Raw genomic sequence first — 26,696 nt, 5'->3', positions numbered from 1 at the left:
GACCTGGCCGTTCATTTGAGCCTGTCTCAATCCGCAATCTCGCTGACCGGCAAAACGCGAGCAACGTTATGAGCACGAGCACAACACTCCTGGGAGCTGCATTGACTTATCAACGTCACTCATTATCCACTCGCTTCCCGCAAAATTAGCTACATATCAGTATCATCCCAGACTTCTTCCTGGATTCCGGGCTCGGCCTCCTTGCCCATAGCCTGCTCGACAATGTGGAGCAGATTTTTTTTACGAGTCTCGAAAAATGCCTCAAAATCATCTTGTCTGAGGGCAGAGGGCATTATGAAATGGGATTCAAGAATCCCATCCATCGCCTCATCTGAAAGCCTTACCTGCTTATGCGTCTGAATCGAAGACAGATAAGATGATGGCGGTTTACCGCCAATCATCCTGTTCGCCTTATAGGAAATCGGAGTTTTGTTGATAATCGCATTGAAGACGGCGGGTTTGATTCCGCGCGACTCACACCATGCCTTTGGAAAAATATGATGGATGTCGAGGGCAACTTCCTCATGGTCAAGTTCTTGAACTGTCGCCTTCCAGAAGAAATCCTGCGCCCCTTTACGCAGGACAAGCGTATTCAGACCCTTATAGGCTGCACTGAGACGGGAACGAAGCGTATAAAGCCGACTGGGTTGAAATGACGCTTCGTAAATCGTCCGGGGCTCCTCGGCATCACCCTCGATCCACGCGAGAAGCTCTTCTAAATCATTGGCGATGCGCGTTTCGACTGCACCGCCGTATAATTCACCCAAAACCCCGCACCAGAACCAACGGCAGAGTTTCTCGTAGATGCGCGGCTCCAGCCAACGCTCACGCAAAACCGTCAACACGGCGGCAAGCGGAACGATCTGCGTTCGGTACGGCAGATCGCGCGAAGTGAAAAAACACTCTTTGCGTAAAAATTTTGCTGCAAGCATAAAGCCTTTTTCAACCTCATCGGCCCACTGCCGATAGTCATCAAGGGCGAGCGCGAGCACGGCTACACGCTTGGCGCTAACGGCTGACACTGCCTTGCCGGTTTTCCCCGCTTCAATATCGGCTTTTCGCTTCTCGTAGGTGCGAAGAAGGCTTATGGCCTGAAGAAAGTCCGTTGGCTCGATTGAATCCAAGATAGGTTCGATCTTGATACGCTTCGAGCGGCCTTGAACCTTTCTCCGGGTACTGCCGAACCAGTCATCACGTAAATTGAAATTATCGGCAGCAAAACTCGCGGTTACCAATTCGAAAATCGATAACGGAACACCGCCCGTATTCACCTTTTCGAACACAAGGCATACGGCCTCTTTGCTGGTGGTTTTTCCAAGGGCGATGACGGGAAGCTGATAACTGCGAAAAGCATTTAAGGTTTTCTTGCGAAACCCCATATAGTCACTAAACTTCTCCGGCGCGAATTCCTGTAGACTCTCTTCCCAGGAATCCGAATTCAGAATTTGGTTGCAGGGAAAATAAAACTCTTCGCATTCTTTTTGCCTAGTCGATAAATCAAGGACCACATCGCGTCCAAAATTGGTTTTGAGTTTTTTGTCTTTTTCCAGCGCAATAAAGGCATTATCAAGAAGGTCATCAACAAGCGCCTCATTAATGCTAATATAATAGTAGCGCTCAATGGGCTTACCCTTCTCATCAAAGGTCTTTACTGGTTTATCCAAAGCCAGGACCTGCGTGAGGGAGGTGAGACGCTGCTGCCCATCAAGGATTAAGCGTTCAGGTTCTGGATTCTTTACAGCAAAACCAACATTCTCTACAGGGCGAACCTGGAACCGCACATCACCTCCTGTCTCCAAAAGCATGACCGCACCAACAGGAAAAGAACGCGCAATGCTAACAAGTAGCGATCGTACATGATGGTCATCCCAAACCCAGCCTCGCTGAAAATCTGGCAACTGCAAATCCCCGTCTGTAATTTCCCGAATAATGTCCGGCAACGGGGTCTTCGTACTATCAAATGTGCTCATACGGCTTTATCCTTCTTGGTTTTCATAACTGGTTTTATCTTGGGTTTAATACCTTCATAAAGGACAGAAGTCGGTTGATCACTCTGGGCTTACATAACCAACATGCCTGAAATCGACCTCCAACACGCACATCGTTTTTGGTGATAGACGTGTTGAAGTCGTCTGAAGACCCAAACCACTTTTTCAAAGCTTCAGGTCCAGTTCACGTGTGAAAAATTTGTTCTCAAATCGCACCGACCTGTAAGGATAGTTGACATAGTGACAGTCATCGCACTCATGATGGTAACTCCTTTATTGAAGATGGTTGATCGGATGTTTGGAGATACCGTTCAAGCGTATCTAGACGCTGTTCCCAGAACTGTTGATGCCACACCAACCACTCATTGAAGGCTTTGAGGGGCGCGACATTCAATTCGCAGTGATGGGTGCGCTCTTCGATGGTTCTTGTTAGCAAGCCAGCATGTTCAAGAATTTTGAGATGCTTGGAAATTGCCGGAAGGGAAATTTGAAAAGGCCGAGCCAACTCTTTTACCGTGGTCTTACCAGTCGTCAATCGCTCAACGATGGCTCGCCTCGTCGAATCAGACAACGCGGAAAAGGTTAGCTCAAGCTGTCCTGCCACATAGTTAACCATATGGCTAAACATATAACTTGCATCCAAGGGTATCAAGCCCTCTGATTTCCTCTACCTTTCACACGACGGATATCTCAGGTATAAATTCCCTATGCGACGGCGATGGTCTTTGTTCATTCTCAACTTTGTTCTGGCATGGTTCATATCTTTCATATCTGGTGATGTTGAGGCCGCGGACGTGTCGTTTGAGCATCTCAAAGACATCGATGTTCAACGTATCGTAAAAGACATCAAGACACTCAGTCATGAAAACTTCCAAGGAAGGCAGGCTGGAACGGTTGGCGGACAGAAATCAGCCGATTTTGTTATCCGGCGTTTCGAGCATCTTGGAATACTCCCAGCCGGAGAAGCTCAAGAAGGAATGGAACGATCCTGGGTTCAACAGCGGCCCCTTTCTGCGACGGTTGTTTCAGACGAGGTGACGGCCAACTTTACGGTGATCCGACAGAGCCGTCAGCCATACGATGTCAACCTTAGACTGAAAGCGGACTTCTTACCGGTTCTTGATTCACCATCCGTGAATGTGACGGCCCCTGTCGTCTTCGTCGGGTACGGCATCGATGATCCAGCTCGCGGCATCAATGACTACCAGGGCCTGAATGTCCGGAATCGCATCGTGCTGTTCTTGCGCGGAAAACCTACAAGCTATTCACGGTGGGTCACGCATGAAGAAAAGGAACAGACGGCCAGAAAGCACGGGGCTGCTGGATTTATTACACTGACGGGTCCGTTGTTGAACCGCTACGAAGCCCGTCGCGGGCTGGCGAACATTCCCCTTGCCATGTATTCTGCCGCTCCTGATACTCGTCCCTTACCTGGGATCTGGATCAGCGGAAACGTGGGGGACACCTTATTTACCTCGCAAGAACTTTCTCTCAACGACATCCAGACCCGATTGAATGAAGGCAAGCCTGTCCCAGTACAAGACCTGGGCATCGTCGCGCATTGGCGATGGCAGAGCCAAAAGACTTCAGGAAAGTTGATCAATATCCTGGGGACGCTCCCTGGACAGGATCCTGTTCTTCGTAAAGAGATCATCCTGATCGGCGCTCACAGGGATCACTTCGGAAAACAGGCAGGCCTGGTGTTTGCCGGAGCCGATGACAATGCCTCAGGTACTGCGCTCTTACTCGAACTGGCGCGTCTCTTGGAGGCACACAAAACGGACCTGAAACGAACGATCGTATTTGCTGCGTTCGACGGTGAAGAGCGAGGACTCTTGGGATCGAAACTCTACGTTCAGAATCCTACACACCCGCTTCACAACATCTTTACCATGATCAATATTGATCATGTGGGCGCCGGAAATGGAAAACTGACCGTTGGCTTGACGCGAATCCCCCAGTCCATGGGGGCACGAGCGGCAGACCAAGCCGGCCTGTCGGAACGGGTTTCGCTGTATGGATACTTTCCCGGTGGAGACCACGTCCCGTTTTACGAAGCCGGAGTCCCAACCGTCACAGTCGTGAGCAGTGGTACACACGCACACTTTCACCAGCCTTCGGACACAGGAGACACTATACAACCGGCTGTTCTTGAGCGCGCTGCCCGATACGCGTTAGCTCTGACATGGATGTTCGCCACCGGACACAAGGACGATTGGTTCGAGGAATCATCCTCGTCGGACTCCCGCTCGTAACTCCCCCCTCTTCCCTTCACAAATGTCAGTCTCCTCAGTACACTAGGTTATGCGTATCCATTGTCAACAAACACTCGCCCGACCTTCTTCAAAGAAAATATGAAAAGCATTGAACCACCACGGCAAACCGCACGACAGATATATCAATGAACCAATTGCCCCCATCAAATAAGTCGTGTTTCAATGTGAAGCCGGGCATTTCTTCAAATTCGAAGCTCGATTCAATCTTAGCGGTCAACATCCGAACGGAATCGAATGTTGACGTATGGAGTAAATCATGACGCGAATCACCATATCCATAGCAATCCTTTTCCTGATGTGGGGATCCATATTCCCTGCCTCGGTGACAGCCGAAGACCCGCATACCACGAAACAACTCTCATCCCTCCAAGATCAGGTGCGAATGCTGCAGCAACAGCTCGCGGCGCTACAATCCATGCTCAAGATTTCGAAAGGCGCCTTGACCGTGACAGTCCAACAACAGAAACAGGAATCGATCGGAACAGATGAGCGGGTACAAGTCGGAGGCCATCGACACTCTCAAGTCGGCCGGACACAAACAGAGACAGTCGGTCAGGACCAAAACCGCACGATCGGCGGAGAGCAATCTTTGACGGTAGGGAAAAACTCCTCTCAGCAAGTCAAAGGAAATGCTCTTCAAAACACAGGGCTCAATCATACTGTCTCTGCCGGCAAAAAAATTCTGCTGACAGCCGGCGATGAAATCGTCATCAAAACCGGAAAAGCCTCGTTCATCATGAAGAAGAATGGCGACATCACGATTTCAGGAAAAAACATCGACATCAAAGGATCGAACGACGTCATGATCAAAGGCAGCAAAGTCACGAACACATCGCCACGTTTACACAACCCTGTCCCCAGGGTGAAATGAGAGGAGCCAGCAGAACATGCCGACATCTCATACCATGCTTGCATTCGGACTCGCCGGAATCCTTGGATGGACAGGAATCTTAACGAGTTGCACGTCCCGTTCTCTAAACGAAGAAACAAATCCACTCCCGACAGCAATCACCTTGGATCGCACAACCTATTTCGTGAGTCAAACGGGTGAAGACATACCAGTCCCGCCGGGTACGTACGAAGTGAGTTCAGAGCACGGGTACCTTCAACTCACGGGAGAGACGACGGATCACCCGCTGATCATTACAGCCCATCCCACGACTCACGAAGAGACGGTCACCGTCCCGACGCCTCTTTCATTCTCAGAACAAGACGATCTCCACGTGCTCATGTTATTGCTCCCTGATGGCAAAGCCCTTGAAGCCACAGGGTCATACAGCGGCATCCGATCAAGAGCCACGCACGTGACCAAGAAACGAACAGGAGCGTCGCGCGCCACGGTCAAACAACAATTTGACCGCGCACGCTTAACGAGCCGAGCGCGCGTGACCATCAAGGCCCACTTTACCCTGCGAGTCCCCATACAACTCAGTCACTTGGACCCAGACATCGATAAATTGAAGCTGCAATGTTGGACGCATAGTGGCAACGATGCGACAAAATACGACCGAAGAATTGGGGAAGGGGAATCGGTCGCCAATATCGCCAATCGGCAATATCAAGGAACCGTCGTCGTCATGTTTAACGCGAGTCAAGGCAAAGAGCCTGAGGATGCCGATCAATATTATTGCGGTATTTTACTGCACAAACCCGGGATCGGATTCCGACAGCCAGGAAAGCATGGCACACCGCTGGGGAACCAAAAACCAGCGTGGCTGGTCTCCGCCGACGGAACGCCATTTCGCATCCATGCACAGGGGAGCGTGAACTGATGATTAAAAGTCTTCCAATGATTCTATTCCTGCTCGCGATAAGTGTGGGGCTAGCCGCGGCGTTTCAATCGGTTGATCAAACGACACAGTCTATGCAGTTTACGGGCGGGCCGGGATTTCCTCCCGTCGATGTCACGACACAACCCATGATGTTTACCGGACAAGAATAGCGTCCTACACACTCTCATTCGACAATCTAGCCTTCTTCATCATATGAGGACGAAGAATGATATTTTACGCTAGGAGTTTCTCTCAGTTATGATCACTAAAGGCTCCAGATGAACCCATTTTGGGTAATTTAGGCAAAAAGCCAGAGGAGGGCTTACATGATTCCGTTCCGGTGGCTCGCATTCTTGATGGGTTCACTCACCATAATTTTTATAATATCCGGATGCTCCACTCCATCAAAAACAGAATCGACGGACCACAAGCCTGCCACCGTAGAAATCGATCAAACGCTGCACTTTTTCATGCCCGCTGGAGAAAAGGTCACGGTTTTGCCCGGGGCCTATGGACTGAATGGTGAAAAATTTGGCCTTCGGTTAATCGCTCAAGAAGGATTGGGGGACGAATCAATCCTGATAGAAGCGAACATCACTGAGCAGGATAGTCTGACGAAAACGCCGCTCGCACTGGTATTTTCTGAGAGCAAAGACGAATTTGTCCTGACCTTACTCCTGCCGAATGGTCGGCGTTGGGAAGCACGGGGAGGGCTGACCGGCGTTCATACTCGAACAGCTGATCATCCACCTCTCCCGAACGAACGACTGCTCTTTCACATCGACGAGAAGCAAAAAGCTCAAGCCAGCGTTCCGCATCTAACCTTGTCGAGCATTTCCCTCGAATATCCCGATTCTCATAAAACCTATCAGGGGGATAAGCACCATACCACGTGGCAACTCCCAGTGAGCGATACACTTAACTCCGGAATCCTGACATTGACCTGGGGAGGATATTGGGAGAAGGGTGCCCTACATCCGTCGTTTATCCCCCGGCACAACGAAGACTTTCAAAATCTCGTCAAGAAAAAGCAATGTTGCATCACGTTGACGCTCAATGGGGAAAAGATACCGATTTCCCGGTTGAAATTCGGAAAACGAGGAACCCTCCTCACACGCGTGGAGCTCAATGATCTGCGTGCGCAAACCTGGCCTAAAACTGTCAAAGTGGTGGTCACGAAAGGGAACAAATCGTGGGAATCCTCGGATACGAAAATTTACGCCCGATCCATGAGTTATTTCGATTCGGTCCTGTATCCCATTTTTTCTCATGATCGCTGCACCACTTGCCACGCGCTCATCGACCACGATTCCATCGTGGAAATGCACCAATACCGCCTGGGCGTCGAACAATTCCCGTACCAATTTGAAGAAGAAGCCAGACCACAGAACCCCACATTCTGCATGGATTGTCATAATTCGCCGGAGATAAAAAACCGGTGGGTTTCACCACTCGCCACTCAAGGATTGAATTGGAAAGGCTGGAGCGCACATCTCATCTGTGAAAAAGTCACTGGCCCTTTTACGAATAAAGACAATGAAATTGAAACCCCACCTGACCCAAAACGGTTATACGATCACTTTCATCAAGATCCGAGAATACTTTGGGCCGTCAGTGACGGAACCACGCCTACAGGGAAGAAGTTGACGGTTCCATTTCCCAACAAACCTTTGCTGTGGTACAGCAAAATCGACCCCTGGGTCGAAGCCGATGCCCCTTGCCCGCAAAGCTCTCGTTTTTTTCGCAAGAACGAAGAAACAGACAGAAAAAAATTTTACCCGTGACGATCGCGACTCACCTGCCACGTATGACTCCGTTTAAAAGGTGAGGACATCACCAATCGGTCGATTCTTCCGACACTTTACCTGTATACGTGAACCTTTCTCACCAGGCATTCGACTGACTGATAGCAATAGACACGAATACGTTCACGGCAAGGAGGAACCCTCATGATGAAACTCTCCCGGCTAACCATTGTGGCCACACTTACATTGTGTGTGTGGTTTGGACCTACCGTCCAAGCCCATGCCACTCTCTCGAATCCTCTAATCACGATTGAGCTGGACAAGCCCGTGTACTTTATCGCGCCGGATGGAAGCCCGCTGGTCACGGACTCTGCAACCTTTTCCGTCGAAGCGGCACAAGAATGGATTCGACTCATCCCGGACGAGCCACAGAATGCACTCCTTATCGAGGCGAAGAAAGGCACCCATGAGCTCGAGCTTTCTGAGGCGTTAGCTTTGTCTGTTCCCGACACCGAAGATGGACAACACGACCGTCATCATATTCTCCTCCTGCTTCCTGATGGAAAGAGCCTGGAAGCCACCGGAACCTATAGTGGCATTCGACAGAGGGGCATGTTTGATCATGCCGTTAACAATGTCAAGAAACAGGCGAACCGCGCATACCAAAAGGCCAGATCTACGGCGGAAACAGCGGTCTCGAAGGGAAAGAGCACCGCACAAAAAACGACGAAACAAATCAAGCAGCAAACACAGAAGGCTGTGTCCCAAGCGAAAAAAAGTGTAGAAAACACCAGGAACGCCGCCCTGCAGGCCAAGCGGCAGGTTGAGCAAGCCGGTCGACAGGTGGCTGGCGCGGTCAGAAGTGGAGTGCAGGACGGCGTCAATCAACTCCAAGACAACCCCATGCTCGCCAAGCTACAGAGTGAAATTCAAACGTTGCAAGCGGTCAGACAGTTAAAACTCGAACCGCTATTTGGATGCCTCGCGCAGGCCTCAGGGTCAGCGACCGGCAATGTCGGGCAGATGGCTCAACAGCTCGTGAACAATCCTGCCGGATTTGCCAACAAGCTTTTTCAAGACCTCATGCAGCAATGGGAACAGAACTTTAGTGAAATCATGGGCGAACAACTCCAGTTCATCAAGAATCCCTCCCGTTCCGCACCACAAGGAGAGCAAGTCGTCAGCATGGCATTTCGCTCGTTGGAAAAATTAGCGCAAAAGGGACCAGCTGGACGATGTCTGATGCAGTTTGCAAGCCCTCATCTCAAGACAGTGAACAAGATGTCCGGACAGGTACAGCAGACAGCCAAGACACAGGCCAAACGAATCTTTGACAACCAAGTGGCCCCTGTCCTGTATGGCGGCATCAGCAAGCAAATCGGCAAAATCTTGTCGGCTGCGACATCGCTGACACCCCGTGACATCGCCCAAACAACGGTACGCTCACGAGGCATTGCTCAAGAATATGGACCAAGCGATAGCCCTGATTCGCCAGGGCAGATTGTCTCTCGAGGATTTGGCGGTGACGATGCTAAAGCCTTACTTGGCGAAGTCATTCCAGGACTAGGAGATATCATCGACATTAAAAATGCCGTGCTGGCCGATCAGCTCTTGAACCCACAGACCTTGCACGCCGCAGCCTCTCACGTCGAACGACTCTCGAGATCGCTGGACAATACCGCACAACGAGCGCAAGCCTTGAGTGGAGTAAGAACCGCTCTTGACCCAAATAGTCCATGGACGGAAACGCTGTACATCGACATTGGGATGGAAATACTACGCGTGGTAGGAAAAAACTATCTGAACAGTGAATTACCGGGTGGTGGGAGTTTTTTGATCCGATCCGCAGTGGAGGTTCTGGACTTTGGCGAACAGACCGTCGGCACGGTCGTTCAAAGTGCAGCCGGCCTCGTCCCCGAGGTGGGAGGCATCATCTCGGGTGTGGCCAAAGTCACTCCCGATGTCATCTGGAAATTGACGATCAACAATATTATCGTTGGCAGCGTAAAGGGCGGACTGCTGTATGCCTATGGGAAGGTCATCGACGAAGGGAAAAAAGCGCTCAAAAGCGGACGCCCCTACGCAACCATTCAACAACATGCCGGCCCATTGACAGCGATCCTTCGATACTTGCCATCGAAGCAGCAAATCATCATTCTCGCGAGTACGCACACAGAAGACACGAGGAAAGCCCTGGAACGATATAACCGGAGTGTCTTGTTATTAGCCGAAGCCGCAGCCCGATAACTGATACGTGATCAACAAAACGGATGGGGTACATACTATGAAAAATTTGAAATGGATTATCGGAATTGTTTTATCGTTGATCATCCTGGGAATCGCGCTAAAATCCCACGCCGAGTCGACCAACGCCCTCAACACGATCGAACTTGAAGTCCCGATTCACTTCCTGACGCCAGACGGCAGCGATCTCAGGATCGGTGCCGGAGAGTATGTCGTGGAGCCTGCCCAAGACTGGATCCGGATTATTCCCAGCCATGGTCTAGCCATGGATGCGTACCTGCTTGAAGCCCATGTGGGCAGACATCAAGAGTCATTAAAGACTCCATTGGCGTTGTCGGTTACGGGTATCGAGCCTGACTCCCACCATCTTGTCCTGCTACTACCGGACGGAAAAAGCTTTGAGGCGACTGGCTCCTATAGCGGCATTCGATCACGAGCCGGATCAAAACTGAGCCGTCAACAATTGCAGGCTCTTCTGGCTTCCCGGCAAAGCACCCGCTCTACTGAGTTCGAAACGCCGCTGCTCGGGGGAGGTGGCGGAAAGAAAAGGTACAACCTTGATTGTGGCCCGAATGGCGTGATGGTGGGAGTCACGACGAAAAGTGGCTCATGGATTGACGCGCTTGGACTCATTTGCCAAGAGGTCAATCACGATGGTTCGCTGGGAGAAGACTATACACGAAAACCGGTTGGAGGATCCGGCGGCACGGGACGCATCGATAGATGTGGGGACGGTCGAGTTGTCGGTGGGTTTCACGCACGATCGGGAATGTTTGTGAATGGGATCACCATGTTCTGTCCGAGATGGGACGCCGCCAAGAAACGACCCAGAAATTTCAAATCTCCTAAAGACGTCAAGAGTTGCAATACAGAATGCGCGTTCGCCGGTGCGCCTGGGACTCCTTTCGGGGGGACGAGAAGCGATGACTTTTTTTGCCCGGGCAATAAAGTCGGAAAAGCGTTGCGCGGGAAATACGGAACATACATCGATAGTGTGAGCTTTGTGTGCGACGAATGGAACCGTTAGTCCAATACCGTTAACGCAGCACCGTTTGGGCCACAAAAGGAGAAAACATGTTCATCGATCCACACCGTTCTACAACAACGCTGGCGCTCCTCCTCTTGTTCCTTATCGTTGATCCTCTCAAAGCAAGTGAGATGAACGCCTCGACTCTCCTTCTCACGCTTGAAAGTCCCGCGCATTTCACTCTGGCGAATGGTAGCGATATTGTCATTAAACCAGGAACATATCACGTGGAAGCTGCGGATCCTTGGCTTCGCTTGATACCCGGTGAACGCAAACAGACTTTCTTACTAAAGGCTACGCCGACTCATCATGACGAGCACGTGAGTAGGCCGATCGTCAATCTTCTCCCGGAGAAAGGTCATGCCATCATCATTCAAGTACTGCTGCCTGATGGCCATGGCTTGGAAGCAGAAGGCTCCACGAGTGAAATTCGATCCCGAGCGGTGAAACAAGCGAAGCAGGTCACACCTCCGACAAAACCCAAAACGGTGTTGCGTCGCCAAACAAAGAAGAACCCACAGGCTCATTCACCCGAAAACACCATCCAACAGTTAGAGAAACAGGTACAAGACCTCCAGAAGATTGCGCATGCGCTCCAAAGCCGCCTCTCAAAGCTTGAATCGGCCATGCAAGTTGGCCAAACCGGTATTACGCTCAACAGTTCGGCTAAAATCACGCTCAATGCCAGCATGGTGGAAGTCTCGGGCGGGATGGTGAAGGTCAATTCAGGAATGTCAAAATTTACCGGAGTCGTGCAGTCAGACTCGGTCGTCACGAACAGCGTTATCTCCTCGTCCTATACTCCTGGAGCGGGAAACGTCTGGTAGCCCACCACTACCACAGGTTCTGTCGCATGGACAGCCAACGACAAAAGCCGATTCCGGCATGACCATCGCGACGAGCACGCTAAATAATAAGGCCTTTCTCGCACTCCCCTCCTTTTGTGATGATCACAATTTGCGTGACTTGAACCATTGACCCTCCCCAAGCGACTGACCAGACAAAATTGAAAGGCAGCCGCGATCACATCAAACTGGAATCGTTTTTACAGGGAGGGTTCTGTCATGCACACCTTAACACCAACTAAAACTCAACAGTCCATCGAGACCGTCAAGTGGCATGAACTGGCCCCCATCTACCCCTATCAGGTTAAGGGATCTGGCTATCTGTCTTGCGTGGAGTGCGCTCACTTTATTCGGTTGTTTTCTGTTTCGAACGATGCCGTGCGTTGTTGCGACCGTACCAATGTCTTGGCCAGTTCCACCAATTTATCGACGCGAGGGAGGAACGAACGATGATAGAGACGATGGGGATTGCAAGATCGTCGGAAGCGGAAATGTATCTCCTCCGAGATGGAGAATGCCTCTGGCGAATCGATCACAACGGACAGGTCGAGTGCACGGCTCAAGGAAAAGCCAGTGTTTTTACTTTCCTGTATCGTGTTCGGGAATGGAAACTGGACGGAGGCGATTTGACCTTATGACAGCTTCCGTGGCCGCCCACGAGGGTTCACGCTCGCTTCTAATCCTAAACGTTTCACGGTCCGCCGAACCCATGATTCCTGACCATACGGTGCTCCCCTGTAAACACTTCGACGTATCGTGTCCACTTCATCACCCGTGAGGGGCGTATTGACCAATTTTTTCCACCCTGCAGAGCGTTCGACCGGACCGGAATGGAGCCAGGGTTCCCTCCCTGAAATACTCGACCACCGCCACTCTTCCGCCTTTGTCACGAGACGAGACCGTACGGGATTCTGTTCGATATACCGACGCACCATCAGAACATGCTCATCCTGCTGGACAGGAAACGCCTTAAATCGCCCTTGCCATACATGGCCACTGGACTGATACATCCGGTGATAGCGCCGGACATGAGTCGTCAGCAACCATTGCATCCATTGACTGAGCTCCCTGTCTACTCTGGGCCAGACCAGTGCATGAAAATGATTCGGCATCAGACAGAAGGCCACAATCCGCATGCCACGCTCTTCGACGCTGCGCTGTAAGAGTTTGAGGAATGCCTGATAATCTTCCACATCATGAAACACATCGGCCAGGGCGTTGCCGCGGTTCAAGACGTGGTAACAAATGCCTCCAACGGAAGCTCGAGCGGTACGGGGCATGGCTGTACCATAGCGTACCGGCGAGCTGACAGTCGACAGAAAAACAGAATGTCCCCTTTAGAGAATTCTCGATTCATATTTCTCAGTTGCATCTTCAATCTTTTTCACGAAAGTGCTCCCACACTTTCTTCCATGTTACATTGATGTTGAACATAGCATTTTCGAATAGTCCGAAAAGAAGGAGCCTAGGGTTCAAAGTTTTCCCGGTGACAACCTTTTAGGGCCTCTTGCGCCAGTAACTGCCCGTCAACCGCTGTCATCAAGAATTGGTTTCGCTCTTTCCGGGTTGGGTGGCCATTCAATATGATTTTCTCTGGCTATCGATAGGAAAGCCTATGTAGAGGACAAGCATTGAGAGAATAGGCAAACTTTACATCGAACCCCTCGCTCGTTTTATGCGACCAATACAAGGACAGGGAGATGATTATGATCAAATCTCCGCGGTATATTTTAAAGAGAAACCTTGATCGTAGAATGCAGGCTCAAAAGTTAATATGTATTTTTATTTAAGATTTACTATCTGTCTTGTACTTTGGCTTCTTGCCAACCCGTGCTCTCTTCAGGCATCCCCTTCTCCAGAAATCGATCCCCCAACACGGTCGCTGATGGGCCATCAAGGTGAAATTTTCTCATTAGCCACTTCTTCAAACGGACACTATCTCGCCTCTGGGAGCGGCGATGAAATGATTCGCCTCTGGGATCCCCGCACGGGCCGTCTACGTAAGATCTTACAAGGTCATACCGGTGCCGTTCGGGCGTTGGCTTTTTCTCCTGATAGCCGGCTCCTAGCTTCCGGTGCCCGTGACCGCACCTGGCGACTATGGGAGATCGGAACGGGCAAAGAACTGGTGAATATAAGCACGCGCTTCGGGAGTGTTCGGTCGTTAACGTTTTCCCCCGATGGGAAAACACTCGCCACAGGAGGAGATGGAGGAAATATTTATCTTTGGGACTGGCAGACAAAAAATCCGCAAAAAGTCATGAAAAGTGGGTTTGGGATCATATTCTCCATGGCATTTTCCCCGGATGGTCACCTGCTGGCCACTGGCAATAGCGATGCCATGGTGCATCTGTGGGATCCGTCGAGCGGCCGCCAGCAAAAGACCTTCTCCGGGCACCGGGGAGCGGTTCTAGCCGTCTCCATTTCTCCCAATGGCCAAATTCTCGCCAGCGGGGGAGCCGATCAAACCATCCGCCTGTGGGACCTCTCGACTGGCCACGAACGAGGAATCTTGACTGGACATACGGACGCCCTGCAATCTCTCGCCTTTTCTCCAGATGGGCTTACTCTCGTATCCGCCGCAAAAGACGGAAGCATCCGTGTATGGGATTGGAAGAATGGTCAGGAATTGCGATCATTCACGAATCATCGTGGACCAGTGTGGGCAGTAGCGTTTTCTCCTGACGGTCAATCACTTGCCTCCGGAGGCCGCGATCGCATCGTCCAGCTTCAGCCATTTCATCCTTCAATGCGCATTGTCCAACGCGGAACGCCAGAGGCCAAGAACACCATCGAGGTGAAAGACAACGAAGTGGGCCCTCCCCCATTTCCCCCTCCCCGCCCACAAGCCGAACTCGTGATTCGCCCTCATGAAGCCCAGCCCGGGCATCCGGTCGAACTTCAGGTGACGATCAAGAATACCGGAAAAGGTCCAGTCTATCGCATGAAGGGGACCACGCAGAGCGAAAACCCAATATTCGACGGTCAAGTCTTGTATTTTGGAAAAATCGAAGCCGGACAGCAGCAGTCCGAGGTCGTGCATGTCCAAATTCCAGCAGATCACGACCAGGACACGGCGCCGATGCAGATTGTGTTCGAGGAATATAACGGATTCACCCCTCCACCACTGCAGGCAGTGATTCATCTGACGGGTTCGACCAAACCGCGATTAGCCTATAACTATCAAATTCTCGATGATGGCAGTGGCCAGTCTGTGGGAAATGGAGATGGGAGGATTCAAAAAGGTGAAGCGGTCGATCTTCTGTTGACCCTACGAAACGTCAGCACCGTCCCCGCGAAGAACACCTGGGTCGAAATCAATAATGGGGCTGATCAACACCTGAAAATTCGGCCTCGCGTGATCCGGTTTGGCGCTCTCGAAGGGGAAACGTCCAAACGCGCCAGAGTCAGCTTTACCGTGTGGCCAGATTTTTCGGGCGCAGAACTCCAATTCAAGCTCTTCATTCAAGAAAAATCAGAACAGGTTTTCCTGAACGACACCTTGAATCTGGCCGTCGATACACAGCCGCCACTTCAGATCGTGGCGACCAACAAGCTCATCACGGTCACTGCGAAACAGGCTTCGATCCTGAGCGGCGCGGGAGCGGACTCCTCCGTCATCGCCGCAGTTCAACACGATCAAACCCTGGCTGCAACAGGAGAGTTGGGTGACTGGTATCGCGTACAACTCTCCGAAGCGGAGTCCGGCTGGATCTCCAAGAATCAAGCCTCGGTCACCGTATCCATGGCCAAGGGCAGCATGCCGATTCCGATCATTCAAGGCTTAGAGGCCGCGCGAACGGCTCAATTCATCACGTTGAATGAGCAACTGCAAGAAGCGCAAATTCAACGAGAGGAGATCGAGCAGGCTTTGCAACGACGCGAGCAAGAAATGCACGACTTGCAGGCAAAGCTCCAGCATCTTGCGAACACGGAGAACGCAAAGCTCTCATCGACACAAGAAGAGCTCGAACGGGAACGCGCGGAGCGTGAACAGACCACCGCCACGTTACAGGCCAGAGAACATGAGATGAAGCAGTTGCGTGCTCAATTGGAATCTCTGCACTCCTCGCAAAACCATGAACGTTCCACGATGGAGGAAAAGCTTCACGCCGAACATGCGCAGCGAGAACAAGCAGAAAGAGCCCTCAGACAGTATCAAACAGAATTACAGGAGCTCAAAGAACAATTGACTCAAGTCACGACGGTCCCATCACCCAAAACGCCACCAGCCATCGCCTTGGCTTCTCCATTCGAGAATCAAGAAGTGAAAGTTGATCGCATTCAATTAATCGGGGCTGCCGCCAGCGAAAAAGGCATTTCACGCATCGAAGTACGAGTGAACCAGGAACTTCAAGCCAGGCGTCAAGGCCGTGGAATCGCCGTCGTGCCGGGTCGGACTGCGACGAATACCACCTACGAGTTTTCGGAGTCTGTTCAGTTGCGGGAGGGGACCAATACGATCAGCATCACCGCGTTTGATGGTGAACAAATCTCAGCTACCCGAACCCTCAACGTCACCCGCATCCTGGATAAAGGCAAAATCTGGGCTGTCGTCATCGGAATTTCCAGGTACGACAAGGTCCGCCCCCTCAAGTACGCGGATAACGATGCCTTAGCCTTTCATGAGTATCTCATGAACGATGTTGGCATTCCAGCAGAACACCTGACGTCGCTCATAAACGAGCAGGCCACGCTGGTGAATCTTAAGAGAACCTTGGGAACCGAGCTGAAGCGCAAGGCCGGGCCCAAGGATACCGTCATCATTTACTACGCCGGGCATGGCGCCCCAGAAACGGACTCGGCAAGTCCCGACGGAGATGGTCTTGAAAAATACCTCATCCCCTATGACGCTGACCCGCAAGACCTCTATACCACTGGCCTGCCGATGAGGGAGGTCGAGACCATTTTTGACCGTATTGCCGCAGAACGGGTCATTTTCATCACAGATTCCTGCTATAGTGGCGCCACAGCGGGACGGACATTTTCCACCGCAGCGCGTCGAGCCGTGGTCTCGGACAATTTCCTGTCTCGGTTAGCCGAAGGCAAGGGACGAGTGGTCTTGACGGCCAGTCGAGCCAGTGAAGTTAGTGAAGAACGGGACGATTTGAGACATGGCGTTTTTACGTATTATCTGTTGGAAGGACTTAAAGGAAAAGCCGACTTTGACGCCGATGGCATCATCACAGTCGATGAGGCCTATTCCTACGTCTCCACACAAGTGCCCTCCGTGACCGGTCAGAATCAACACCCAGTGAAGAAGGGAGAGGTCGAAGGCCAACTGATCATGGGGCGCGTTCAATAAAACCTAGTTGAAGATTCTGCATAATTTGACCATTCCCTTTTGACCATGAAAAAATATACTGTGAACAACTCGCAGATAAAGGAGGTTTGATATGAAGGTGGCGTCTACGCTGTTCTCAGTCCTTGGAGGTATGCTGGCGGCCAGCCTGCTCGCTGGCTGCATCGCCAAGCTTCCCACTAAACCGGAAGGTCCTGACACGAAAGTGTATGTGGCTAATGAAAGTTCAAATTCCGTCAGCGTCGTCGATGGCACGACCTTTAAGCCATTGGGCGAGATCGATACTCTGAACCATGCCACGCATGACCTCTCCCTGACCCGTGACGGAAAGCAGTTGTGGGCGACCAATTTGGCCTCAGGACGCGTCTCTGTCATCGACACGGAGAAGATGGAGACGATTGCGTCCATTTTCACGGGGGATCGCGCTCATGTCGTTACCCTCACAAATAACAACAAGCAGGCCTGGGTCGCCAATATCGCCGACAACACGATCTCCATCATCGATACGGGAATTTTTCGCATCCTCGGCACCATCCCGATTCCGGGGGGACCCATGGGTATCACATTCTCCCGTAACGGCAAGTTGGCCTATGTCAGCACACAAGACAAGCATGTGAATGTGATCGACACGATGGCGCATCAGATCATTAAACGTATTCCCGTCGGGCCCAATCCCCACTTTCTGGTCCTTGGGCCAGATGGCCAGATCTGGGGAACCAATACCGGGAGCAATTCCATCTACACGATCGATCCACAAACGAACGAAATCTCCAATGAGATCGAGGTCGGCGCGGCCCCTCAACAGATCGCCTTTGCCTTTAAAGGCACGGCCGGTCCAAATGCCTACGTCACGGTAGCCGGACTCGATAAAGTCGTCGTGTTGAGCGCCAATACCTCCACACCGCAAATCAAAGAACAGATTGATGTCGGGCAAGGTCCCAACGGTATCTGGGCAAATTCTGTCGGAACGCGGCTTTATGTGGGGCATACCAAATCCAACGATCTGAAGATCATCGATACTGGCACCAACAAAGTCTTATCGACCATCCCGGTTGGCCAAAAACCCATACGTGTCGTGGCGTCCAGATAACGAGCTTTGAACCTTGATGAAATGACCGTGATACAGGAGGAGCACATGAAAACGAACAATAATCAGCACTGCACGCGTTGGAGGGCAAGCGATACCCTCAAACTCTTATGCCTCACGATAATCACCTTGTCTGTTTTGTACCAGGGACCAGTAGCCCTGGCCTCTCCAGAATCAGTCGGCATCGCAAAAAATGCGATTGGCGGTTTTACCATCATTCGAAGTGACGGAATCGAGGAGGGCTTGGAAGGAAAAGGTGCGCTACCGCTTTTTGAAGGCGACGTCATTCGAACAGAGTCCGCCAGCCAAGGATTAATTGAATTCGATAATGGGATCGAGGTGGCCCTCAATGAGAATACCGAGTTTTTGATTCTGTCACGATGGGAAAAATCCAAAGGATTTACGCGGGTCCTGCGCCTGAAGCATGGGGAAGTCTGGGTTGACACACAAGGTGAGCCCAAACCCTTGGAAATAGAAACGCCCGTCGCGACGGCTGCGGTCAAAGGTACAGAGTTTGACCTCCTTGTCGATGAGAACGGACAGTCGACACTCACCGTGGTAAGCGGGGTGGTAGAGTTCGGAACAGCCTTTGGGACCTGTCCGATTAAAACGTCGAATATCAGTTATGGCGACCGTGGGAAAAAGTGCACGAAGCCAAAGTCGGTCAACGTCAGTCCGAAAATTGCTTGGACGGAGGCCATTCGGGAATAAAACTCATAAAGAGTCGGGAGTGAGGAGTAAGGAGAACGCATGGGCGGGTCTTCTTCTTTCTCATTTTCCCCTCACTCCCCGCTCTTCATGATCCCACTCACCATCCTTTTCTTTCACGTCTCCCCACCCACTTCCCATCAGCTAGGACGTTCTCTCGAGCCGATCCTCCAAACGTTTCAACGCCTTTTGAGTCGCACGAAGATCCTTCAAAATTTCTTCCTGTGTCACCGGGGCTTCAAGTTCCTGGAGTCGCTCGGCCTTGGCTTCATCAAGATTATTAATAACGACTGCGATGAAGAGATTCACGACAACGAATGTGCCCAACACGACAAAGCTCACAAAATACATCCACGCGAACGGATGGACTTCCATCGCCGTATACATAACATCCGTCCAATCTTCAAGGGTGACCACACGAAAGAGGGTCAACAACGAGATGCCAAGAGACCGCCAATGGGTGGGATCATGCTCATGAAATAATTGGTATCCGGTGATCGCATAGATATAAAAAATGACACCCATGAGCGTCATCACATGCAACATGCTTGGAATGGAGCGGACCAACGTTGAAACGATGAGCCGCAATTCAGGAATCGTGGAAATCAGCCGAACAACACGGAGAAGTCGTGCGAGTCGTGCGATCATCGCAAACTCGCCCGTCGCGGGAATCAGGGAAAACACGATCACGGAAAAATCAAAAATATTCCATCCGTCTTGAAAATACCGGCCCATGTGGGGGGCCAGAGCGGTCATCTTCAGAGCCGCCTCCAGGATAAAGACGAGAAGGATGATGAAATTGCCGAGATGAAACAGTTCACCATAGCGGACGACCAAGTCAGGTGAAGTTTCCATTCCGAGAATCACCCCGTTCACGAGGATCAAGGCGATAATGAATCGTTCAAACCATAGCGAAGAAACAATATGACGGGCCAATTGAATCATGATAATCCTTCTTCATCTATAGACTAGAGCAAGCCAGAAAATACTGAAATCCGAGCAGAGAAATCTAGCGAATTCTGGGAAAAAACTGGCGAGCCACGAAGTTCGTGGCGTTGACGCCAAGAATTTGATGACGAGTCAAGCTGAAAGCGTTTGCAGGCGAGAAGATGTTAGGAGAGAAACGAGGCCATACATGATGATTCATGCATGGCCTTTCTGTACGCACATGCCATTCGCTACATGTATGAGGATTGTAAATACCCTCTCAATACATCGCGCCGCGCCAAGATCCCGATGAGCCGGCCAGCGGAATCAATGACGGGAACCCGAATGAGATGATTATTATGCAGGACATCGATCACGGTCAGCAGATCAGTATCTTTCGTGACGGAAACCGGGTTGGGAGTCATGACTTCTTCGGCGGTGACCTCAGACAATCTTCGGCCTTTTCGTACCGCGTTCAAGAGATCAAATTCTGACACAATCCCGATCAACCGGTCAGATTCATCGACGATCGGCACTGACCCAAACCCTTCCATCATCATCGCAGCTAAAAACTCTGCCTTGACGTTCTTTCCTTCTGATTGAACATCTTCTTCCATGACAACCCCGACCGTCATGTGACCAAACTTACTCTCGCGCAGTGCTGTGCGACCTTCTTTATCGAATGCCACCGTCGCCATACTATCCTCCATAGACGATCAAAGAGATTAACGTTTCACCCCTGTGCCGACGGCATTACATCCGTCCAACCTGGGCCAACCGAGCTTCTAGAATTTGGTCGGGATTCCAGTGCTTAAACTTAAGGGGGATGATCCATTCCGGAGGAAGGGCGGCTTGTGGAACGAGACCGACCAGTTCGCTTTCTTCGATATCGACCCCGAAATATTGAGTTTTTTCATGAATGGCACGATAGACGTCGTTGAGGGAAGTTTCCCGATAATTGGTAAGATTCATGGAGACTTGCGTCAGCCCGCGGCTCTTGAGTTCCAACCCCAGGGCCTTCACTGATGGAAGCCCCCCTCCGGAGGTGCGAATTGCCCGAGCGATGTCCTGCGCGATAGCGACGTCAGCCGTTTGAAGCAGGACATTGTAGGCGATCAGGTAATCCCTCGCGCCCACGGCCACCGCTCCCGCTTTCGAATGCAATCGTGCGGGGCCGAAATCAGGTATCCACTCTGGACGCAAACGCATCCGCTCCGAAAGACTGGACCATCCACCCTGTCGTATCTGCTCGAGCCGGCGAGGCGTTCCCCGAAAAGAGGCCTGACCATACAAGAATACCGGCATAGCTAATTCCGATCCGATTCGCGCTCCTAGTTGCCGAGCCAGTTCGACACAGTCCTCCATCGATATTCCCCGGATGGGAACGAACGGGACAACGTCTACACTGCCGACCCTCGGATGGACACCGCGATGTTTGGATAAATCGATCAGCTCTATCGAGCGCCGAACGAGTTCATACGCCACTTTTCTCATAGCGTCGGGTCGCCCCGCGATAGTGAAAACCGTGCGATGATGATCGACATCACTGTGGTGATCGAGCAGATGGACTTCGCTTTCCCCCTGTATGAGTTCGATGAAGGATTCAATCACCTGACGGTCTCGGCCTTCGCTAATATTCGGGACACATTCAACGATTTGATTCATAGCAAACAGTGAGTAGATTGCTGTTTCTTGACACTGAAAAAAACACCATACTATAGTCTTTACTGGATTGACGAATGTGGCAAGACTCAGCAGTTCCCCCTATGACAAGAGGCAGGTGATTTATGAGCACAACCCAAGTCGAACCCGCTGCGACGCTGGCAGCGCTTCAAGAAAAAAAACCGGAGAGTGTCACGATCGTCTGTCTCAGTGGAGACATGGACAAGGCCATGGCCGCCTTTATCATCGCGACCGGAGCGGCAGCCATGGGCATGAAAGTCACGATGTTTTTCACCTTCTGGGGATTAAATATCATTCGAAAACCCGGGACGACCAGCTCGGCCAAAGACTGGATGCGAAAAGCGTTTGGCTGGATCAATAAAGGCGGTACCGACAATCTCCCGCTATCCCGTTTTCACTTCGGGGGACTCGGCACGAACATGATGAAAAAGGTCATGAAGAATAATCGCATGCCCGGCATCGCCGAACTGCTGGAAACGGCACAAGATCTTGGGGTCAAGATGATTGCCTGCACCACGACCTTGGGAATGATGGGCATTTCGAAAGACACCTTGATAGATGGAGTCGATCAACTGGCTGGCGTGTCCACGTATCTGGCCGAAGCGAAAAACGGGTCTGTCAATCTGTTTATTTAATACTAGAGGGATGAACCATGATTGAAGCCGATGTCAAACTCGATACACTCGGATATTTCTGTCCCATGCCGATCATCATGACGTCTAAAAAGATTAAAGAGCTCGTACCTGGACAAGTTCTGGAAGTGGCTTCCGACGATGAAGGCATCAAAAAAGACATGCCCGCTTGGTGTGAGACGACTGGCCATGAGTGGGTGGGACTTGAGGAAGCCGACGAAAATTCCGTTCATGTTTATAAAGCCTACGTGAAAAAAGCTGGCGGATAATTCACCCCTGTCTAAATCGTGAGACAAGGCCGTTCGTGCACAGGCACCAACGGCCTTTTTTGTTTACACATGAATGACTATACACTGTCGGATGTCACCGTTGAGACCTGGGTGCAAGGAAATATTGATACGCTTGAGTCACTGACCGGCTCGGTCGTGCTTATTGAAGTCTTCCAAGTAAACTGTCCCGGTTGTTTTATCTACGCATTGCCTACGGCCATTCAATGGCATCAACACTATCAAGACCAAGGATTAGCCATCATCGGGTTAGCCACCGCATTCGAAGACTATGACCAAAACACCCTCACCAATCTACAGCGATTAATCGACACGGGGGAAGTCTTTGGAGAGACCCGCAAGGCCTTAACGCATCAGGGGGTCCTGACCGACGGCAAGCTCGATTGGCGATTGCCTTTCCCGGTCGGCATGGATCGTATTGTTCCTGATATACAACCCGTTACCCAGGAAAGAGTCGTAGACTATGCCAAACAATGTCTGCCTTCTTTTCATGAATATTCAATGGACCAGCAACAAAAGATTTTTCAACAAGTCAGGACCTACTTGAAACAAAAGACCATGAAGGCTGAAACTTTTGAGAGGTTTGCCTTACAAGGCACTCCTTCATCCCTCCTGTTCGACAGGAAAGGCCACCTACAGCATGTGTCTTTTGGCGATCAACTTCGCCACCTCCCATCGGTGATTGAAAAATATCTACGTCTCTAAGTCGAAGAGCACCCTGTCCACGAGCAATTCCTCCTTCCCTTCACTCCACAGTGAGAAATTGGTAGACTATTCACGTAAACCAATACGTGACGACGGACGCCAATGAACGTGCTTCACACGATCTCATTCCTCAAGTGTGCGGAAGGTGTGAAAACGGCTATAGCCGTTTCAGAGATACCGAAACGACCCAGCGTGCCCTTGTACGCCTTGGCTCTTCAGGACGTGAGAGAAACATCCAGGTGTGTCAGGACATCCAAGCGGGTATCACCTTCCATATGGTTCAACGTCGTACTGCGCGGGGTGTGTCGTCTGTATCGATTGGAACGTATGTGGATTCGCTATAGACATGTATAAATAAACCTGTCTTTCTTCTACTGGAGGGCCAATTCTATGAAGCTCTTCATTCAACTATTCCCCGTCGATGTTCACATATCTTTTAAAACTTTTGTGCTGACCTGCGGATTATTCGTCACGGCATTGCTTCCTCTAATGATGGCGGAAGGATGCGTCAAGCGTCCCTCACTAGAGCCGACGCCTGGCGTGGCACCTCAACAAACTGTACGTCATGTTTCAAGCCTTCAGGACTAAATGAGGGTAGATATCTTGAATTTGCATGGCGATCGAAGACTCAAGGTGGGCATCAACCAATGATCGTACCTTCGAAAGTTGGGTTATGGTGACATTGCGAATATTTTGCAGGTTTGCATGTTCAAGGTCGACGTAAATGAGTGAAGCCTTGTCTAGATTGGCTTCTTCCAAATTGGCGCATTTCAGGTTTGACTGCGTAAGATCGACATGACTGAGATTGGCGCCTCGAAGGTTGGCATTCATGAGATTCGCCTCTCGGATCTTGCTCCCATCGAGGTTCGCGTTGAGCAACGTGGCCATGGAGAGATTGACGAAATGCAGGTTGGCCTCTGATACATTGGCACTCGTCAAATCGGCCTCACTGCAATCTGTCTTCGCCAAATTCGCTCTTGAAAGATCCGCTCCCACTAGAGTGATGCTGCGAAGGTCGGCATCCCCCACGTTCGCCGTGCGTAAATTTACTCCGGTCAAATTTGCTCCAACCAGACTGGCCTCTGACAAGTTTGCGCCAATCAGTATTCCACCAACAAGACTGGATTTATCAAAATTAACGTCTTGAAGATTCGCGCCATTCAAATCAACACCATTCAGTGACAGATCAGAAAAATCCGCTCCGCTCAGATCCACACGAATAGATGGCTGTTTTTCCCTCCATTCATTCCAAGCTCGAACTCCTGACATGATGATCCGTTGCTGTTCTCTATCGGCCATCCCAGTACCTTTCACATATTTATCAGGCCAGACACAACGAGATAAGACCGACGATATGTATCGCGCAATACGCAATATGAGGTAGGGTCCGAGTCGTGGCTAGACACAACGAGATAAGACCGACGATATGTATCGCGCACGCAGCACCCATACGGCCTGTCCATACTAGGCCTTATATCGTATTTTGAGGCAGAGAATCATGAACGCCAGAATAAACGTGACACCATTGGCCAGGATCAGAGGAAGATCGTGAATCGAAAGCCCATAGATAATCCAAAGAATGATCCCACTGCAGAGAGTCAAAAGCATTCCCAGGGAAACATCATCCGCTGATCGAGTTCTCCACGTTTTGATTAACTGTGGCAGAAAGGCCAGCGTCGTTAGCGTCCCAGCGGCCAATCCAAGAAGCGTTACCATCGTCACCGTCTTTCTCCTACAAGAGATCTCATCATAGGATGGGCTTGTACGAAGGATTAGTCGAGGACTTTCCAGAAATTGAACGCCCATAAACAGGAATCGAGACACATATGCTTATGGCCAACCAATGAACATCTGGCGAGATTACAATCAGAAGACTTCAGAGGAGTTTTGTCTAAAAATCCTGGAAATGTAGCTCACGACCCTTCCATTATTTTGGTTCTTAGTGAAATTCTGCCCCAAGCATCTATACGATACTGTATCATTGTTCTATCATAGGAGAAAGACAGAGATTGGCTTCCAGGAGATAACAACCATGACCTGGTGGTATTGGGCCCTCTTAGGATTCGCGTTTTTGGGAATAGAGATTTTGACTCTTGGGGGACTTGGCAACTTTTACTTCTTGTTTTTTGGGACTGCCGCGTTGGTCGTCAGTGCAATCGTGTGGATGGGATTGGCGGAAGTCTCGTGGATTCAATGGGTACTCTTCGCCACACTTGGGGTTCTTTCCCTCCTCGTGCTCCGTGGTCCGCTTCAAAGAAAATTCATCCCCAAAGGCCAGGAAAACACCACGGTCGATTCACTCTTAGGCGAAATCGCGACGGTCCTTGAAGATCTACCTAGGGATGGGGCGGGCAAGGTCGAACTCCATGGCTCGACATGGACAGCGTGCAACGCGGGCGAAACTTTGCTGCACAGAGGACAACGAACCGAAGTCGTTCGAGTCGATGGTCTGACGCTTTGGATCAAAGCAGAATCTCCCATGAAGGAGGAACAGCATGTCGGGTGAATTAGTTGTCGCCATCTTTTTATCGGTGCTCGTCCTCATCATTTTGGCCAAAACGGCCATCATCGTTCCACAACAGAGTGCGTATGTCGTCGAACGACTCGGGAAGTACTCGGCAACGATGGGAGCCGGTTTTCATATCTTGATCCCATTCCTGGATGTCGTTCGCTATAAACATACGCTCAAAGAAGTGGCCATGGATGTCCCGGAACAAATTTGTATCACAAAGGATAATGTGCAGGTGGGCGTGGATGGCGTCCTCTACACCAAGGTCTTGGATGCCGAACGAGCGTCTTACGGGATAACTGATTATCGTTTTGCGATCTCGCAATTGGCCCAAACCACACTCCGGAGTGAAATCGGCAAGATCGATCTCGATCGGACGTTTGAAGAACGGACGAACATCAATATCCAAGTCGTCAATGAATTGGATAAAGCCTCGGCTCCATGGGGCATTAAAGTCCTGCGCTATGAAATTCGAAACATCACCCCCCCTCAAGATGTGCTCAATGCCATGGAAAAACAAATGCGGGCCGAGCGTGAAAAACGGGCGGTCGTTCTGGGATCGGAAGGGGAACGGGATGCGATGATCAATAACGCTGAAGGAGAGAAACAACAAGTCATCAAGGCTTCTGAAGCCAAGAAACTCCAACAGATTAACGAAGCGGAGGGACAAGCTCAGGCTATTCTGGCCATCGCGAACGCCACCGCGGAAGGTATACGTAAAGTCGCGGAAGCCATTCAGGTCAATGGCGGGTATGAAGCGGTGCAGCTTCGCGTCGCGGAACAATACATTGAGGAGTTCGGAGAGCTGGCCAAGGCCAGCAACACGTTGGTCCTTCCCGCCAGCGTCTCAGACGTTGGATCGATGATCGCGCTGGCGATGAATGTCATCCAGAAAAAGCCCGGCAGCACTCCAACGACCGCATAGTTTCCACTTAGAACATCCGGATCGTTTCTGAGAG

Annotated in this window: 26 protein-coding genes; 18 read left to right on the top strand and 8 right to left on the bottom strand. The window is 50.9% G+C overall.

The annotated features are described in order from the left end of the window. Positions 1–149 precede the first annotated feature (149 nt). Complete coding sequence (locus MRJ96_08340; protein MDR4501441.1) at positions 150–1,970, bottom strand: DUF262 domain-containing protein; 1,821 nt, start codon at positions 1,968–1,970, stop codon at positions 150–152. Positions 1,971–2,244: 274 nt separating this feature from the next. Beyond that, positions 2,245–2,616, bottom strand: coding sequence for a metalloregulator ArsR/SmtB family transcription factor (locus tag MRJ96_08335; GenBank protein MDR4501440.1), 372 nt, complete (start codon positions 2,614–2,616; stop codon positions 2,245–2,247). Between the two features lie 166 nt (positions 2,617–2,782). Here MRJ96_08335 and MRJ96_08330 point away from each other — a divergent pair, with 166 nt between their 5' ends. The 10 genes from MRJ96_08330 to MRJ96_08285 all read left to right on the top strand — a co-directional run bounded on the left by MRJ96_08330 (position 2,783) and on the right by MRJ96_08285 (position 12,535). Beyond that, the gene (locus MRJ96_08330) at positions 2,783–4,243 is read left to right on the top strand and encodes a M28 family peptidase (protein MDR4501439.1); all 1,461 of its coding nucleotides are present in this window, start codon (positions 2,783–2,785) and stop codon (positions 4,241–4,243) included. 277 nt (positions 4,244–4,520) lie between these two features. Beyond that, entirely contained in the window at positions 4,521–5,135 is a 615-nt protein-coding gene (locus MRJ96_08325) for a hypothetical protein (protein MDR4501438.1), read from the top strand. Positions 5,136–5,151: 16 nt separating this feature from the next. Continuing rightward, positions 5,152–6,036: a hypothetical protein gene (locus MRJ96_08320; protein MDR4501437.1), complete on the top strand. Its 885-nt coding sequence runs from the start codon at positions 5,152–5,154 to the stop codon at positions 6,034–6,036. Then, positions 6,036–6,206, top strand: a complete 171-nt coding sequence (locus tag MRJ96_08315) for a hypothetical protein (GenBank protein MDR4501436.1) — start codon at positions 6,036–6,038, stop codon at positions 6,204–6,206. Before MRJ96_08320 ends, MRJ96_08315 begins: the two co-directional genes overlap by 1 nt. Positions 6,207–6,362: 156 nt before the next feature. Beyond that, positions 6,363–7,820 (top strand): hypothetical protein, encoded by a 1,458-nt coding sequence (locus MRJ96_08310; GenBank protein ID MDR4501435.1) that lies wholly within the window; start codon positions 6,363–6,365, stop codon positions 7,818–7,820. 165 nt (positions 7,821–7,985) lie between these two features. Further along, positions 7,986–10,028 (top strand): hypothetical protein, encoded by a 2,043-nt coding sequence (locus tag MRJ96_08305; protein ID MDR4501434.1) that lies wholly within the window; start codon positions 7,986–7,988, stop codon positions 10,026–10,028. Positions 10,029–10,065: 37 nt separating this feature from the next. Then, positions 10,066–11,052, top strand: coding sequence for a hypothetical protein (locus tag MRJ96_08300; protein MDR4501433.1), 987 nt, complete (start codon positions 10,066–10,068; stop codon positions 11,050–11,052). Positions 11,053–11,099: 47 nt separating this feature from the next. After that, complete coding sequence (locus MRJ96_08295; protein ID MDR4501432.1) at positions 11,100–11,879, top strand: hypothetical protein; 780 nt, start codon at positions 11,100–11,102, stop codon at positions 11,877–11,879. 237 nt (positions 11,880–12,116) lie between these two features. Then, the gene (locus MRJ96_08290) at positions 12,117–12,350 is read left to right on the top strand and encodes a hypothetical protein (protein MDR4501431.1); all 234 of its coding nucleotides are present in this window, start codon (positions 12,117–12,119) and stop codon (positions 12,348–12,350) included. After that, positions 12,347–12,535, top strand: a complete 189-nt coding sequence (locus tag MRJ96_08285) for a hypothetical protein (GenBank protein MDR4501430.1) — start codon at positions 12,347–12,349, stop codon at positions 12,533–12,535. Before MRJ96_08290 ends, MRJ96_08285 begins: the two co-directional genes overlap by 4 nt. Here MRJ96_08285 and MRJ96_08280 read toward each other — a convergent pair. Beyond that, entirely contained in the window at positions 12,530–13,177 is a 648-nt protein-coding gene (locus MRJ96_08280; protein ID MDR4501429.1) for a transposase, read from the bottom strand. The genes MRJ96_08285 and MRJ96_08280 overlap by 6 nt on opposite strands. 683 nt (positions 13,178–13,860) lie before the next feature. On the opposite strand from MRJ96_08280, the gene MRJ96_08275 reads away from it, so the two are divergent. From MRJ96_08275 to MRJ96_08265, 3 genes are all read left to right on the top strand, one after another. Beyond that, complete coding sequence (locus MRJ96_08275; protein MDR4501428.1) at positions 13,861–17,202, top strand: caspase family protein; 3,342 nt, start codon at positions 13,861–13,863, stop codon at positions 17,200–17,202. A gap of 91 nt (positions 17,203–17,293) precedes the next feature. After that, positions 17,294–18,289 (top strand): hypothetical protein, encoded by a 996-nt coding sequence (locus tag MRJ96_08270; protein MDR4501427.1) that lies wholly within the window; start codon positions 17,294–17,296, stop codon positions 18,287–18,289. A 45-nt stretch (positions 18,290–18,334) separates the two neighbouring features. Next, a complete protein-coding gene (locus tag MRJ96_08265) occupies positions 18,335–18,997 on the top strand; it encodes a FecR family protein (GenBank protein ID MDR4501426.1) in 663 nt (220 codons plus the stop codon). A 141-nt stretch (positions 18,998–19,138) separates the two neighbouring features. On the opposite strand, the gene MRJ96_08260 is transcribed toward MRJ96_08265, so the two are convergent. The 3 genes from MRJ96_08260 to ftcD all read right to left on the bottom strand — a co-directional run bounded on the left by MRJ96_08260 (position 19,139) and on the right by ftcD (position 21,586). Beyond that, positions 19,139–19,939: an ion transporter gene (locus MRJ96_08260; GenBank protein MDR4501425.1), complete on the bottom strand. Its 801-nt coding sequence runs from the start codon at positions 19,937–19,939 to the stop codon at positions 19,139–19,141. 233 nt (positions 19,940–20,172) lie between these two features. Beyond that, on the bottom strand, positions 20,173–20,619 hold the full coding sequence (locus MRJ96_08255; GenBank protein ID MDR4501424.1) for a CBS domain-containing protein: 447 nt from the start codon (positions 20,617–20,619) through the stop codon (positions 20,173–20,175). 55 nt (positions 20,620–20,674) lie between these two features. Then, the gene (ftcD, locus tag MRJ96_08250; protein MDR4501423.1) at positions 20,675–21,586 is read right to left on the bottom strand and encodes a glutamate formimidoyltransferase; all 912 of its coding nucleotides are present in this window, start codon (positions 21,584–21,586) and stop codon (positions 20,675–20,677) included. Positions 21,587–21,708: 122 nt separating this feature from the next. On the opposite strand from ftcD, the gene MRJ96_08245 reads away from it, so the two are divergent. The 3 genes from MRJ96_08245 to MRJ96_08235 all read left to right on the top strand — a co-directional run bounded on the left by MRJ96_08245 (position 21,709) and on the right by MRJ96_08235 (position 23,228). Then, on the top strand, positions 21,709–22,239 hold the full coding sequence (locus tag MRJ96_08245) for a DsrE/DsrF/DrsH-like family protein (GenBank protein ID MDR4501422.1): 531 nt from the start codon (positions 21,709–21,711) through the stop codon (positions 22,237–22,239). 17 nt (positions 22,240–22,256) lie between these two features. Further along, entirely contained in the window at positions 22,257–22,505 is a 249-nt protein-coding gene (locus tag MRJ96_08240) for a sulfurtransferase TusA family protein (GenBank protein ID MDR4501421.1), read from the top strand. 69 nt (positions 22,506–22,574) lie between these two features. Continuing rightward, a complete protein-coding gene (locus tag MRJ96_08235) occupies positions 22,575–23,228 on the top strand; it encodes a hypothetical protein (protein ID MDR4501420.1) in 654 nt (217 codons plus the stop codon). Positions 23,229–23,798: 570 nt separating this feature from the next. On the opposite strand, the gene MRJ96_08230 is transcribed toward MRJ96_08235, so the two are convergent. Continuing rightward, the gene (locus MRJ96_08230) at positions 23,799–24,527 is read right to left on the bottom strand and encodes a pentapeptide repeat-containing protein (GenBank protein ID MDR4501419.1); all 729 of its coding nucleotides are present in this window, start codon (positions 24,525–24,527) and stop codon (positions 23,799–23,801) included. 165 nt (positions 24,528–24,692) lie between these two features. Beyond that, positions 24,693–24,944, bottom strand: coding sequence for a SemiSWEET transporter (locus tag MRJ96_08225; GenBank protein MDR4501418.1), 252 nt, complete (start codon positions 24,942–24,944; stop codon positions 24,693–24,695). A 316-nt stretch (positions 24,945–25,260) separates the two neighbouring features. Between MRJ96_08225 and MRJ96_08220 the strand changes: the two genes are divergently transcribed. Continuing rightward, entirely contained in the window at positions 25,261–25,734 is a 474-nt protein-coding gene (locus tag MRJ96_08220; GenBank protein ID MDR4501417.1) for an NfeD family protein, read from the top strand. Then, positions 25,724–26,662, top strand: coding sequence for a paraslipin (locus tag MRJ96_08215; protein MDR4501416.1), 939 nt, complete (start codon positions 25,724–25,726; stop codon positions 26,660–26,662). Before MRJ96_08220 ends, MRJ96_08215 begins: the two co-directional genes overlap by 11 nt. Positions 26,663–26,696 lie beyond the last annotated feature (34 nt).

Source organism: Nitrospirales bacterium (assembly GCA_031315865.1).
In the GTDB taxonomy this organism is placed as follows: Bacteria; Nitrospirota; Nitrospiria; order Nitrospirales; family UBA8639; genus JAGQKC01.
Note: the sequence above shows the minus strand (reverse complement) of the source record. Positions and strands in the feature narration are given on the sequence as shown.